Source organism: Nitrosomonas sp. Is24, assembly GCF_033063335.1.
Classification (GTDB): domain Bacteria; phylum Pseudomonadota; class Gammaproteobacteria; order Burkholderiales; family Nitrosomonadaceae; genus Nitrosomonas.
On the sequence record NZ_JAWJZG010000001.1, the window covers coordinates 819,889 to 833,659 of the forward strand.

13 protein-coding genes are annotated in these 13,771 nt (G+C 49.6%); 9 read left to right on the forward strand and 4 right to left on the reverse strand.

The window, feature by feature from the left end:
• Positions 1-186: 186 nt before the first annotated feature.
• Both R2103_RS03530 and R2103_RS03535 read right to left on the reverse strand, forming a co-directional pair.
• Positions 187-2,022 (reverse strand): Ig-like domain-containing protein, encoded by a 1,836-nt coding sequence (locus tag R2103_RS03530; protein WP_317530150.1) that lies wholly within the window; start codon positions 2,020-2,022, stop codon positions 187-189.
• A gap of 235 nt (positions 2,023-2,257) precedes the next feature.
• A complete protein-coding gene (locus R2103_RS03535) occupies positions 2,258-3,799 on the reverse strand; it encodes a M10 family metallopeptidase (protein WP_317530151.1) in 1,542 nt (513 codons plus the stop codon).
• Between the two features lie 270 nt (positions 3,800-4,069).
• Between R2103_RS03535 and R2103_RS03540 the strand changes: the two genes are divergently transcribed.
• A complete protein-coding gene (locus R2103_RS03540) occupies positions 4,070-5,428 on the forward strand; it encodes a cytochrome C (RefSeq protein ID WP_317530152.1) in 1,359 nt (452 codons plus the stop codon).
• Positions 5,429-5,535: 107 nt separating this feature from the next.
• Here R2103_RS03540 and phoB read toward each other — a convergent pair whose 3' ends face one another.
• A complete protein-coding gene (gene phoB / locus R2103_RS03545; RefSeq protein ID WP_317530153.1) occupies positions 5,536-6,264 on the reverse strand; it encodes a phosphate regulon transcriptional regulator PhoB in 729 nt (242 codons plus the stop codon).
• Positions 6,265-6,517: 253 nt separating this feature from the next.
• Here phoB and R2103_RS03550 point away from each other — a divergent pair, with 253 nt between their 5' ends.
• Positions 6,518-6,706, forward strand: a complete 189-nt coding sequence (locus R2103_RS03550) for a hypothetical protein (RefSeq protein WP_317530154.1) — start codon at positions 6,518-6,520, stop codon at positions 6,704-6,706.
• Positions 6,707-6,942: 236 nt separating this feature from the next.
• Positions 6,943-7,890 (forward strand): DUF2971 domain-containing protein, encoded by a 948-nt coding sequence (locus R2103_RS03555; RefSeq protein ID WP_317530155.1) that lies wholly within the window; start codon positions 6,943-6,945, stop codon positions 7,888-7,890.
• Positions 7,891-8,018: 128 nt separating this feature from the next.
• Here R2103_RS03555 and R2103_RS03560 read toward each other — a convergent pair whose 3' ends face one another.
• Positions 8,019-8,465, reverse strand: coding sequence for a phosphate-starvation-inducible PsiE family protein (locus R2103_RS03560; protein ID WP_317530156.1), 447 nt, complete (start codon positions 8,463-8,465; stop codon positions 8,019-8,021).
• Between the two features lie 191 nt (positions 8,466-8,656).
• Here R2103_RS03560 and R2103_RS03565 point away from each other — a divergent pair, with 191 nt between their 5' ends.
• From R2103_RS03565 to R2103_RS03590, 6 genes are read left to right on the forward strand one after another with little or no spacing between them, the layout of a single operon-like run.
• A complete protein-coding gene (locus tag R2103_RS03565) occupies positions 8,657-9,424 on the forward strand; it encodes a DUF3450 domain-containing protein (protein WP_317530157.1) in 768 nt (255 codons plus the stop codon).
• Positions 9,421-10,914: a MotA/TolQ/ExbB proton channel family protein gene (locus tag R2103_RS03570; protein WP_317530158.1), complete on the forward strand. Its 1,494-nt coding sequence runs from the start codon at positions 9,421-9,423 to the stop codon at positions 10,912-10,914. The genes R2103_RS03565 and R2103_RS03570 overlap by 4 nt, the downstream gene beginning before the upstream one ends.
• A 1-nt stretch (position 10,915) precedes the next feature.
• A complete protein-coding gene (locus R2103_RS03575; RefSeq protein ID WP_317530159.1) occupies positions 10,916-11,530 on the forward strand; it encodes a MotA/TolQ/ExbB proton channel family protein in 615 nt (204 codons plus the stop codon).
• Position 11,531: 1 nt separating this feature from the next.
• On the forward strand, positions 11,532-11,936 hold the full coding sequence (locus R2103_RS03580; RefSeq protein WP_108699429.1) for an ExbD/TolR family protein: 405 nt from the start codon (positions 11,532-11,534) through the stop codon (positions 11,934-11,936).
• A gap of 9 nt (positions 11,937-11,945) precedes the next feature.
• Positions 11,946-12,581: an energy transducer TonB gene (locus tag R2103_RS03585; RefSeq protein WP_317530160.1), complete on the forward strand. Its 636-nt coding sequence runs from the start codon at positions 11,946-11,948 to the stop codon at positions 12,579-12,581.
• Between the two features lie 8 nt (positions 12,582-12,589).
• Positions 12,590-13,762, forward strand: a complete 1,173-nt coding sequence (locus R2103_RS03590) for a tetratricopeptide repeat protein (protein WP_317530161.1) — start codon at positions 12,590-12,592, stop codon at positions 13,760-13,762.
• The last annotated feature ends 9 nt before the right edge of the window (positions 13,763-13,771 follow it).

Genomic DNA, 13,771 nt, shown 5'->3' on the forward strand with positions numbered 1-13,771 from the left:
AGCAAATCTCCCAGGTTCGCGCAGGAAAGTAACAAAGATTGGTAATGAAGTCAAAAGCCGCGTGCGAACACCAAAGCACCCGATTTAACTGGATTTTCGTGCGATGCGCCAGAAAATAAAGCGTCCGAACCCGTAAAAGCGATAAATCACCAGCGCAGTATTTTCTGGACGGACGTTCTGTTTGATCTAGGAGCCTATGATGCCCGATGAACCAACACCTGTCATGGTGATGAAATAAGCATCCGTTGTGGTGAATTCCAGGGCGGTTGTATCATGGATGCCCTCGTAAGGATTACCGGCGGTATCCGTGATGACCCCACTTGCAATCTCGATGTGATAATGAGTATGCGGCAGCAAATTTTCTAACGGGCTGATGACCATATCGCCATACTCATGGAATTTCACTTGATTGGTATCATGAATATCGATAATGCGGGTGTCCGTGTCACTGCTGATCGTAATCTTGCCGTTACCTGCCGTCACTGGTTCGTCAAACTGCAATTGAATACCACTATCGGTGCGAAGAAGCAGTTGTTCACTCCAGAGAAAACTGACGGGCACGAATGGCTCACCGTCGCTTGCCATAAAATTGGTCCCACTCAATGTGGGATTGGATTCAACCGGCGTGAAACTGAGTCCGGATGGATCATCGGAACCTGCAAAAGCATTGCCGCTGCTATCCATAACGACACCAGCCGCTATCCGGATAGTGTAGTGAGTATCGAGAACCCAATCTTGTAATGGTTTGACGAATACCTGACCATAATCATCGAATGCTACTTGGCTGTTGTCGTGAATATCGATTGCACGCGTATCGATGCCATTACTGATGACGATCTCGCCGTTACCGGGTAATACTTTTTCATCGAATTGCAGGACGATGCTGTCATCAACCTTGAGACTGATTTCTTCCATCGGCGCATACAGATTAACCCAGTTAATACTGTTCAACCATGGATTGGATGCAATCGCCTTGAAATTCATGGTATTCGATTCAATCCCATCAAATGCATGACCGGCGTCATCCGTCAGCACGCCCGCAGTCATTTGAACTGTGTATGAGGTGCCTGGAATAAGATCCGCGGATGGTTTAATGGTGATGGCGTTGGAAAAAGAATTGGTAAATGCCACTTGACTGGTATCGGTGATGTCAATCGCGCGGGTATCCGAGCCATTGCTGATTATGATGTAACCACTACCGGCTTTTATTGCTTCATTAAAATAAAAGGTAATGCCGCTATCCACTTTCAATGTTGAGTCGCTTGATAAATAGCTCCACCAGAGTGACGGGGCGGTAGAACTGACAGTAAAATCGAGCGCATTTGAATCAACATTGCCTGCATAGGCATTGCCTGACGTATCGGTAACAGTTCCAGCGGGGATTTGAATGTGATAGTGCGTGTTGGGAATCAAATCAGCTGCCGGGTTGATGGTAACAAAGCCGTCATAATCGCTAAATGTCACTTGGCTTGCATCGGTGATATCGATTGTGCGTGTATCCGAGCCATTGCTGAGAATGATATTGCCGCTGCCCGGGATCATACGCTCGTCAAAATCGAGCCATATATCTTCATCAGCAGTCAACTCAGTGGGTGCGGATAAGTCTGAGTCGAACGGGCTATAGCCGATATTACCGATATTGCTGTAGCGGAGTAATGGCGTGGAGTCCGTAGTATTAAAACTCAATGTGTCAGGATCATCGATACTGGTATTCACATTCCCGGCCATATCCTGGATAACGCCGCTGTCCATCCGGATGCTGTAATGGGTATTCGGAATCAAGTCTTGTGCCGGGTTGATGATGACGGAATTACCGAATAATTTGCTGCTGCTGAAAGTAATCTGGTTGGTGTCATTGACCGCTATTCTGCGGGTATCCGAACCGTTGCTGAGGATAATATCGCCGGTTCCGGCCATCACTTCGTTTTTAAAGTGCAATTCGATACTGTCATCGGCTTTTATCGCCGGTGCATGCATTGGATCGCTGTACGTTACGGATTTTTTTGCTGGTATTGGCGGCATCGGCTGTCCTTTTTGCAAGAGAAATTTGAACGGTGTTCACGGCATAAATGATGGCGCATAGCCAATCATCGCTGCCGGTCATTATCATGGAACATCAGTGCGGACAAATTGCCGATTAACCGTAGAAAAAGCTGGGTTATTGGAAGAAGCTGTTTGGATGTGCGAATGGTTAATGCAAATGGATTCGACGGCAATCCTTTGAGGGTGGGGCCAAGCGGATTGAACTAATTAGCCATCAACCGGTGTACGCCAGTCCGGTTTGCGCGAGTCCTGTCAGATGAATATTTTCCGCATTGATGCCGGTGTCCGCAGCCAGTACCGCGAGTGCGCCGATTGATATTTCGCCTGTGTCGAGCATGTTGATGTAAGGAGATTTTTCGCTGAACGTGGGTGCGGAGCCGAACAAGTTTTGCCACAGCAACGTGACGATGTCATCGTGACTGGTGAGTTTAGTTGCATCGATGGCAAAAGTTGCCAGTTGTTCGTAACTCAATCCTTCGTCGGCTTTAGTCAGACCGATACCGGCGTAATCCTGATTGGCGATGGTGGCAGCGCCGAACACCGCGCCGAGCAGCTTGGCGACTTCTCCGGCGTGGCCGTCCAGATCGAGCGCCACATGCGCGTCGGCAAATTTCATCCGCTCGATGTTTGTCAATGTATCCTGATTGCCGGGATTGGCGTTGTCAGTGAGGGTGTAGCCGCCGGAAGTCTTGTTCAGCGTGAATTGACTGCGCGCTGAGCCGGTTTGCACCGTATCGATTCCGGCGCCGCCATCCAAGGTGTTGCGGCTGCTGTTGCCGATCAGGATATCGTTCCCTTGTCCGGCGATGGCGTTTTCAATCGTGACGTTATTGGCGATCCAGACATTCGGAACCGGCTGGCCGATATTGACACCGTTGAGTTGAACGTAGACCGGCTGACCAATGAACGATCCATCACCCGGATTCAAATCAATCACACTGGAAATTGCACCTTCGTAGTGCATGGTATCGGAAGCACCGCCTGCATCCCAAAGGGTCTCGTGATAGGTATTGGCATCGTTGTAGGTGTAGGTATCATTACCGGCATGGTAACGAGTGTTGGCGCCATATAAATATTGTATCGCCGCGATATCGAGCACCATCGGCGTAGTGGGATGAAAGGAAAATTCGTTACCTTCCACACCTTGCAGATCCGCGTAGGTATAACTCATGATGGTGTGGATAACGCTGTCCTGATTCTTTGGCAGCACCGGTTTGGATGGATCGTCAGGGTCAGTGAAAGGATGCGTGAGACCCAAGGCATGGCCGAGTTCATGTAAAACAGATTCATAGGAGATATTGCCAGGATTCCATTCCTGAAAATTGAGCAAGCCATTGGTATTCATCCAGATATCACCTGCATAGGGACCGGTGCTGGGCAGATAGGCCCAAGCCAGGGTCAACTCATCGGGGTCCGAGGTATAGGCCGCGCGGATGTCGCCCACATTGCTGGGAGTTTCCGCGACTTGAACAAAGTTGAGGTTAGCAACGTTAGCCCATTGTTGCAGCGCGTTGACAAAAGCAGCTTGATCCAACGTGGTTAACGTTGTGAAGTCGCTTCTCCACGGTTCGCCATCACCAAACCGGGAACCGTATCCGCTCGCAAGAGAAGACCAATACAGTGAGCTGTTACTGGCAGGAAAGCTGTATGAGATGGTTGAGCTCAGCCAGCGTGTGCCGCCCGCCAGAGAATCAATCGAATTGTCATGGGTGAGCTTGGTATTAGTGATGCTGCTTGAGAAAAAGGGCGACGGCATAGTGAGTCCTTGCTAATCGGTAAATTGAGGAATCGGCCTTGGTGGTGGTTGCTAATCTAAATTGTTGTTGCCTGCCTGTCTATCTTTAAATACTTCACAATTTTTTTCACGATAATTCACAAAAAGTTAATATACCTGAGAATAAGATGTTTCAGAAAATAACAGGATCAAATGGGATAGTGTGAATTGAGTAGTTGATATTTTAGTTAAGCAAGCGATTTTTTTAAATAATTTTTTATTTCATTTTTCATATATAAATAGGGCTGAATGATGACCGTAACTAAGAGCGCAGTATCGCTGTTTGTTTTCTTTTTGCTATTTTTCCTATTGAGTTCCAGCGCCAATGCGCTACCCAGTTTCGCGCGGCAGACCGGTTTTGCGTGCAGCGCTTGTCACGTGCAATCATTCGGTCCCAACCTGACTTCCGTCGGCAGGAATTTCAAGCTCAACGGCTATACGCAAACCGATGGTAAAAATAACAATATCATTCCACTGAGCGGCATGATCCGCGGTTCCTATACACATACGCAGGAAGCACAAGCCGGTGGCGCCGCGCCGCGTTTCAGCAAGAATGATAATGGCACGATCGATGAAGCGGCTATTTTCCTGGCAGGCCGGTTGACGTCCAAGGTCGGCGCGTTTATCGAGGGAACTTATGATGGTGTGGAAAACATCGGCGTATTGGATAACACCGATATCCGCTTTGCCGATCACGCCGATGTCGCCGGTCAGAAACTGGTATTCGGTTTGACGGCCAATAACAACCCGACCGTGACCGATCTGTGGAATACCACGCCAACCTGGGGATTTCCGTGGAGTTCGTCGCCATTGGCGCCAACGCAATCCGCCGCCAATTTAATTGAATCGCTTGGGTCGCAAGTGATCGGCGCGACGGCGTATATGATGCTGAACGATATGCTGTACGTCGAAGCGGGCGGTTATACCAGTTTGCCGAAAAATGCCCAGAAAGGAATCAGCGTGTTCGATGCGGAACAGGCTAGATTAAACGGCGGCGCGCCTTATTGGCGGATAGCGTTGCAAAAGGACTGGAGCGGTCATTACGGCGCGGTGGGTGCTTATGGGTTGCACGGTGATGTGAACCCGCAACGCATCACGGGCGCGGGCACCGACCGGTACGATGACTTCGGCTTTGATCTGACGTACCAGTATCTCGCCAACCCCGTGCACATTTATGAATTCACCGCGACCTATTTGCGTGAAAACCGCAATATGAACGCCAGTTCCGCACTGGGATTCGCGGATAAACTCAAAAGCAATCTCGACACTGTGCGGATAAGAACTGGATATACGTTCCAGCAAACATACGGCTTGAATCTGTTTTACAACCAAACCACCGGAACGGCCGATACGGTTATCTATAGTTTTGGCGATCCCATCAGCGGCAGCCGCACGGGTAATCCGCTGAGCCAAGCGTTTATCGCCGAAATCAGCTATACCCCGTTCGGTAAAACGAATACTTCTGTGATGAGCACGTTCGTTAACCTGCGCTTAGCAGCGCAATACGTCCACAATTTCAAGTTTAACGGCAGCGTGCACAATTACGACGGCTTGGGCCGCAATGCGGTGAACAACGACGCGTTTTACTTGAATGGCTGGCTGGCTTTCTAAAGCTGAGCTCTGATCGGCCGGCAAGAAACCCGCTTCTGCGGGTTTCTTTTTTTTGGAGATCTTAAGTTGTACGGTGCTGAGAAAAAAGGGTAAATGTGCGATTCGATTTATTCGGCATGCTCTTCTTGATGTTCGACAGAAAACCGGTAGCCGGTGCCGCGCACGGTTTGCACCAGATTTTCTTTTCCCACCGCTTCCAGAATCTTGCGCAGTCTGCGGATATGCACATCGACGGTGCGATCCTCGATAAACACATGATCGCCCCAGACTCGGTCGAGCAATTGCGCGCGGGTGTGCACACGCTCCTTGTACGCCATCAGGAAATGCAACAGGCGGAATTCGGTCGGACCGAGCGCAATTTCCACCGGTTTTGATGGTTCATCACCGGTCTGCACATGAACCCGGTGCGTCGAAGGATCCAGTTTCAATCCGCCGGACTCGATGATGTCGTCGGACATCTCGGGCAAACGGCGGCGCAGCACGGCTTTGATGCGAGCGAGCAATTCCCGGGGTGAGAACGGCTTGGTGACGTAATCATCCGCACCGGCTTCCAGTCCGGCAATTTTGTCGCTTTCCTGCACGCGCGCGGTGAGCATGATGATTGGAATCGCCTTGGTGCGTTCTTCCCGTCTCAATTTACGCGCAAATTCTACCCCGCTCGTATCCGGCAGCATCCAGTCGAGCAAAATCAAATCCGGCAAAACGTTATTGACCATTTTCCTCGCTTGCTCGGCATCGTCCGCGCACAAAACGATATGTCCCGCTTTCTTCAAGTTCAGCGCGATCAGCTCCTGAATTGCATGTTCGTCTTCGACAACGAGTATGGTGACAGCCATCAACCACTCCATCTACAGTTAAGAATGCTGCAATCATATAAAGAAAGCGTTACATTTTTATGACAGGAAGATGAAGGTAATATTATTCAGTGTCTGACTAACCCGCTGTGCGGCCATCGGATTGCGTTGTGCAATTACTGGATGCTCGCCTATCTTGTGATGAAGATGCTGATAAAATAGGATCTTATTATGTGGCAATGATAAAAACAGTCGCCATAGAGATATCGAAAGTGCCAAGAAATACTGGAAAATAATGACTGATAAGCGTACTTACAAAACATTGGATGAAAGCGAAGAAATCTACTACCGCAGTCATCCAGACGAGATTGACGGATATCTCACCACGGCTTTCGAGGAATACGCGAAGGATGGATACGCTGCCGCTTTGCTCGCTCAATTACGCATGATTGCTCGTGCCAAAGGTGTTTCAGCATTAGCGTAGGAAATGGGAATTACGCGAAACGGTATACAAAAAGCGTTATCGGAAAATGGTAATCCTAATTTTGAAGGCATTAATACAATGATGAATGCGACGGGGTATTGTCTTTTCCTCCGCTGCTGTGCAGCTTTTGCTACCAATTACTTTCAACGTCATACATTGTGATCATGCCACCTTTGCGCTTCGCATTTAAGTACAGAAGTGGTGACTCTAGTACGCTAGAGCGAGATCTCGAATCGTTGCGTAACGCCACGTTTTTTGCGGCCCCAAGAGAGACTCTGAATGATCCTTTCGAAGGTCGTTTTGATCGTGGTGCATTAGACGGTCAGCTATCAGCGTTCAAACAGCTGATATCGAGTCATGAATTGGCGAATTCTGCTGCGCTAGATGCTTTTTCTAAAGCGGTGAACGAAGTACTTAGTTTCGTCGACAAGAGTGGCGTTTTTTCTCTCAGCTACAACCCGTTGAATGAGCTGATTTGGGCACACTATGGCGGTTCACACCGAGGCTTTTGCGTAGGCTACGACCTGCAAAAGTTGGCTGAATTTGAACCAAACTTACACTACTGTATTGATGTTCAGTACAACGATGCTGCACCAGTTCTACGATCTGAGCAGCTCATTGGTGCTGTCACGCCAGTAGTTATCCTTCAACAGATCCTTGGTGTGAAGTCCACTCCTTGGCATTACGAGGAAGAAGTACGACTCGTCACATCACCTCCTGGCTTGCATGAGCATGATTTTCGTGCTGTAAAAATAGTGTACTTTGGTCTGCGCTGTCCTGAGTCAACCCGATTGGCTGTTATGGAGACGCTTGCTGGACGGAGTGTTCTCTATGAACAGATTGAAAGCCCTGTTGACTCCTATGCTCTTAGATCGAATCCCATTCCAGATGTATGTGCTTCGGAGTTCAAATACAAGCAGAATCTTGCGCCGATTAGTGAGAGTGCAATTAATCCGGATTTTTTGAGACCAGAACTGAAGCAATATCAGGATTATCTCTACAAAGCGGCGGAGATCGTACGTCGCGAACCATATTGTAAGGAGATTAAGCTTGTCGATTTCAGTCACTCCAAGAGTACACTTGAGCAGCCCGTCATCTTCGTTCAATGTCTTCGTGCGCCGAATAAGTGGAAAAACCATTATTTCACTCTACCGCAGATCGATAGTCAATATGAGAAATTATAAGGTCATTCGGATGAGGAACCCCCCACATTTTCAACCAGCAAGCAAGCCCTTGGAACATTTCAGAGCACCCGTGTGAGTTTCGATGGGATCTCGCCAGATGAAATGCCTGGCTTTTGCTTTTATTTAAATCAATCAATCACATTCGGTGAAAACCGGATAGACACAATTCGCAGCAAAATCAACACGGTGATGACAGCAATGTGCAGGCCGACTTCAACGAAGGTATATTCCTTGTACCACAGGCCGATTAGTTCGCCGATCAGCACTACCAGTGCCACATCCAGAATGAACGTGACTTTGACGCGTCCGACCGACAGGTAGGATTGCAAAATACGGACCAGTTCGAGAATCGCCAGGATCAGTACGATGTCGACGATGATGTGCTCGGCGATTTGCGCCCAGCCGTTCTTGAGAATCTCCGGCAAATTGAACAATAAATTCAGCACGCCCGCAGCAATCCACACGTACAGCGCCAGCATCAAAATACCCACGATGAACTGAATCGTGCGCGTATGCCAATCGCTATCGGTCAATAAAAATACGCTTTTCTCTTTGGCAATCGATTGATTGATCATCTGATTTCTCCTCTTCATTGAATCGCATGGACCGCCATCTTAGCGGCGCAATGTAAAAGTTTCATGACATCCGGGCATTCCCCGGTTTCCTTCTCAGTGACGGCGGCAGCGCTGTATTAAATGACATCGAACTGTCATGAAAGTGAAATATTCAACTTGTAGTATGCACGGGCATTGTAGAAGAGGGATTTATGCGTATTCATTTTAGTAAAAAAATAATCGGGCTGGGCGGTTTGGTGCTGTTGCTATCCGCACCGGCGGCAACGGCGAGCAATTTGGAAAATCTGGCCAAATCGCTGGCTAAGATTCGCGGTGAAGTCGAGACACTGCAAACGCAACTGGACCTGGAGAAGGAAAAACATACCAGCAAAATATCCGCGCTCAATTCGCAATTGGCGGATTTGAGTGTTGAGGAAAGAAGGCAAAAACTGAGTATCGAGAAGCTGCAACATTCGATCGGTAAACTTTCCGAGAGTGCCAAAAAAGCGGAGCAATCCGGCGAAAGCCTGAAACCTGTTCTGCTGGCGTTACTGAGTGATTATAAGCACCATATTCAAAGCGGTTTTCCATTCAAGATGGAAGACCGCATCAAAGCCATTGAGGATCTGGAAAATAATATTGCCAACCGCCTGATCGACCCGAATAAGGCGGTTAACCAAGCCTGGTCTCTCATCGAAGATGAAATTCGCCTGAGCAAGGAAAACGGGATTTATCAGCAAACCATCCCTTTGAATGGAGAGAAAGTGCTGGTGGATATCGCCAAGCTGGGCACGGTATTTCTCTTTTTCCAAACCCGCGACAATCAGAGCGGAATGGCGCGGCGCGCAGAAGATGGCAGCTGGAAATACGAGCTTGTGGATAACACGGCGGACATGGAGCGTATCAAGAATTTGTTTGATTCCTTGAAGAAACAGATACGCCAAGGCTATTTTGAATTACCGAATCCATTGAAGAAATGAAGAAAATTTTATTGATTGCACTACTTCTGCTGGTAGCGGCAGCTTCAGCCAGCGCCAAAGAAGATAAATCGGCGGTATCCGAAAACATATCGGCCGCTGCTCCGGAAGAAAAGCCGGAAGCGGCTTCATCCAAGAAGCCAAGCGCACCGAAACAGGAAGCGGTCAATCTGGAAACCGCTTATAAGCGCGAGTTTGCTTTCCTGGAAGCGCAGAAACGTGAATTGACCGAACGGCTGAAAAGCTATCAAGCCAGCGCAAGCCGAGAGGAACAAGCGCTGAGCGGCAAAATCAGCGCGCTGGAGCGCAACTCGGTGGAGCGTTCGGCAAAAATTGATCAGTTGACGGCCCAGTTATCCGAAGTGGAACGCAAAGAAGCCGTGGTCAGCGAACGCAATGATGCGCTGGAAACGACTTACCTGCAGGCGGAAGCGACCTTGAAGAATCACGGCATCGAAATGCCTTTGGCCATGAAGGAAGCAAAAGGCGATGATCAGGCCAAGATCGGTTTTGTATTCAATCAAGCATTGTCCTTACTTCAGAAGCTTGGCGCCATTCAGGCAAAACCGGGGAAATTTTTTCTCGGTAATGGCAAAGAGGCGGAAGGAACGTTGATTCATCTGGGGAATATCGCGGCTTACGGGGTCAGTCCTGATGGCAGCGGCAGCTTGGCGCCCGCCGGTGGTGGAGCATTCAAGGTGTGGAAAAGCACGGGCGCGGAAAGTGCTATGGGTTTGAGCAAAAACGAGCAACCGGACACGTTACAGCTGTTTTTGTTTGAGTCGCGCACCACCGCCGTCGACGAAGCGCATGAACAGACCTTGCTCGAACACGTCGATTCAGGCGGCCCAATCGGTTGGGTTATTGTAATCCTCGGCCTCATTGGCGGGTTTTTTATCCTGATCCGGATTTATTTACTGCGCTCCAACAGCGCGGATACGAAAAAGCTGTCGGATCAAATCATCCATCAGCTGGCTAAAGGTGATTTGGATGTGGCTAAGAAGCAATGTGAAGACAGCGCATCGTCGGCCATTGGCAGAGTCTTGCTGTATACGCTGCGCCATTTGAAAGACGACCGGGATCACATGGAAGGCATCGTTTATGAAGCAATTTTGCAGGAATCAGGACCGCTGGACCGGCTGGGCCCTGCCATTCTGGTGATTGCCTCGGTGGCTCCGCTCCTGGGGCTGTTGGGAACGGTAACGGGGATGATTGAAACCTTTGATTCCATTACTCAGTTTGGTACCGGCGATCCAAGATTGTTATCCGAAGGGATCGCGATCGCATTAGTGACGACCGAACTAGGTCTCGTTGTCGCCATTCCGACCTTGCTATTAGGCTCTTTATTGTCGACCTGGGCGAGAAATATCAAGCGCGATATGGAACATTCGGCACTCAGAATTGTGAATGTGTTCATGGGAAGCGCGCTCGATCCTGAGGAAGGGGATGCGCCGGGTATCAGTGGCAAAACTTTGCTAGCACAGAATGCTTGAGATGAATGTTCAAGAACTGATTGTTTGGATCAAGGAATTATTTGTTATCGGCGGGGCCGTGATGTTTCCGCTGGTGCTTTGTACCTTGTTGCTTTGGTATGGCGTTGGGTATCGATTCTGGGTCATGAAAGATCCCAAGTGGATGGGGGTGCGCGATATGGTGAAGTTTTATCAGCAGCATCACGAAAAACCAGCCAGAAATATCGTGGCTAAAGCGATCAAGCAAGGGATTGATTTGCAGCAGCAACGCGTCAGAAACCTGCGGCGTCATCTGGATGCGGCTTTTTATGACTATGAGCGGGAGCTGGGCAAATTTGCTTCGCTTACGCGAGTCGTTGTCCTTGTCGCTCCGTTACTGGGCTTATTGGGAACCGTGACGGGAATGATTGAAACCTTCCAATCGCTGTCGACCATGACGTTGCATTCTCAGTCGGGCGGCATTGCCGGCGGTATTGCGGAAGCCTTGTTCACCACCCAGATGGGATTGACCGTAGCGGTTCCCGGCGTATTAGCCAATAGCATTTTGAATCGGCGGCAACAGCAAATTGAACAGGATCTTTCTCAGGTCAAGGATTTGCTGTGTCACCAAACATCCACCACACATGGGAAAGCATGAAATGAGAAACAACGAACCGGCGGAAGCCGAAGCCGTGATCGATATGACGCCAATGATTGATATGGTGTTCATATTGCTGATTTTCTTCATGGTGACAGCGACTTTTGTCAAAGATATGAAACTGGAACTGGAGCGGCCCAAAGCGAGCAGTTCGGTAGTGGCATCCAGCAAGGCGATTCGCCTGTTCATCGATCGCAATGGTGACACCTTTTTGGATGGCGAACCGATCCGTGTGTGGCTGATACAAAGCAAGCTGCGGGATTTGCTGAACACGGCCTCCAGCAAAGTGGTTTTAGTGGTGACGGATGACGGTGTGCCGGCGGGAAAACTGGTTGAGGTGGTAGATCAAGCACGCTTGGCGGGTGCCGAGAGCGTGGGCGTGGCAACTAAAAAAGAAGCAGGATGAGGAGGGCAAATGGAAACGATGAAATTGAAACAACACTTGGCAGGGCTGGTATCCATGCTGTTTGGATTGATGCTGGTTTTCGGTTTGATATTCTGGATGAATCATTATGCGGGAGAGACCGAAAAGAAATCCGCCCAGGAAGTGACCGATATCGCCATGGTTCGGGAAATAAAACCGGAGCCGAAAAAAGAAATCAAGAAATCAGAGCCTAAGAAGCTCTCCAAGCCTACAGCGCCCGCACCCTTTAAGGGATTTGATTCCGCCCTTTCCGGGATCGATATGGGATCGCTAGGTCTGGATGATGGGCAAGGCAGAGGTTTGGACGACGGTTTACTCGGTAAAACCGGCAACGCTGTCATGACCGCCGATCTGGTCGATGTGCCGCCTAAACCGCTGGCGCGCGGCTCTTTCAAATACCCGCCGGCAGCGAAAAAGAACGGCATAAAAGGATATGTCGTTTTGTCGGTGCTGGTTGAAACCGATGGCTCGGTCAATCAGGTGCAAGTGCTCGAATCCAGTCCGTCGGGCATGTTTGATTCGGCGGCGTTGCAGGGCATCCGCGCGTGGCACTTTGAACCGGCCAAGTATAAAGGCGAAACGGTGCGTGTCTGGGCCAAGCAAAAAATCCGCTTCGATTTGTCTTGATGTTTGCCATGAACGATCGATCGAACTGGCCGCTGCATTTTCTGGTTTACGTGGCTATTGCGCTGGGCTGTTACGTGCATTCCGTCCAGGCGGCGGAGAAAAAAGCGCCACCGGCCGACTTTATCGAACTGGCCGCCGTCATGTTAAAAGACGGCCATCACGACCGCGCGTTAATGGCGCTGCAAAGTGTTGACCTGGGAAACAAGAAAACCGATCTGGCGCGTTTCTATACGCTGCAAGGCCTGGCCTATTTGGGATTGAACGATCTCGGCGCGGCTAAGGACAGTTTGCAGCAAGCCGTCAAAAACGGCCAGCAAGATCCGTCGATTTTTATCTATCTGGCGCAAGTCTATTTCGGCCTCAAGGATTACAAAAAAACCATCGATGCAATCGGCAAGGCCGGGAGTCTGGTCAATAAGGATGCTGCATTGATCAGTTTAAAAGCGGAATCCTATTGGCATCTGCAAGACACCGAAGCGGCTATCCATGCGCTGAACGACGGGCAGCGGGTCTTTCCGGCCGATTTACGTTTTCTCAAGCGCAAAGTTTTTTATTTTGTCGAACTGGGGCTTTATCAGGAAGCCGTCAAGCTGGGCAGAGACTATCTGAAGCGATCCAACGCCGGTGCCGCCGATTATGTCGCGTTTGGCAATGCATTGCGGCTGAGCCGCGAGTACCAGGAAGCGATCAACATTCTGGAAATCGCGCGGTTGCAATTTCCGCAGGATGAAATGGTCGCAAAATTGCTGGCACATACCTATCTGGATCATGGAAAACTGAATTCCGCGGCATTCATCCTGGAACAAGCGGCGTTGCTCAATCCGCAACTGCAAGCGGAAGCGGCGGAAGTCTACCGGCGCGCCGGGCGGTTTCATAAGGCCTTGACGTTGAATGAAAGCATTGGTGACCAGAAAGTTAAATTCAAGCAGCGGTTGTCCATTCTGCTGGCATTGAAACAGTTCGAGCGCGCGGCCAATATGGAATCGAGTTTGTACCGCACCGGTTTGCTGGAGGATCAGGATGTTCGCTACGCGCTGGCTTATGCGTTATTTTCCAGCCGCCGCTTTGCCGAAGCCAATAAGCATCTGGATCACCTGAAGAATGCCGAATTGTTCAGAAAAGGCACCGAGCTGCGCCGTTTGATGGAAATTTGCAAAACCGAGCCATGGCAATGTACGTAATGCAATCGC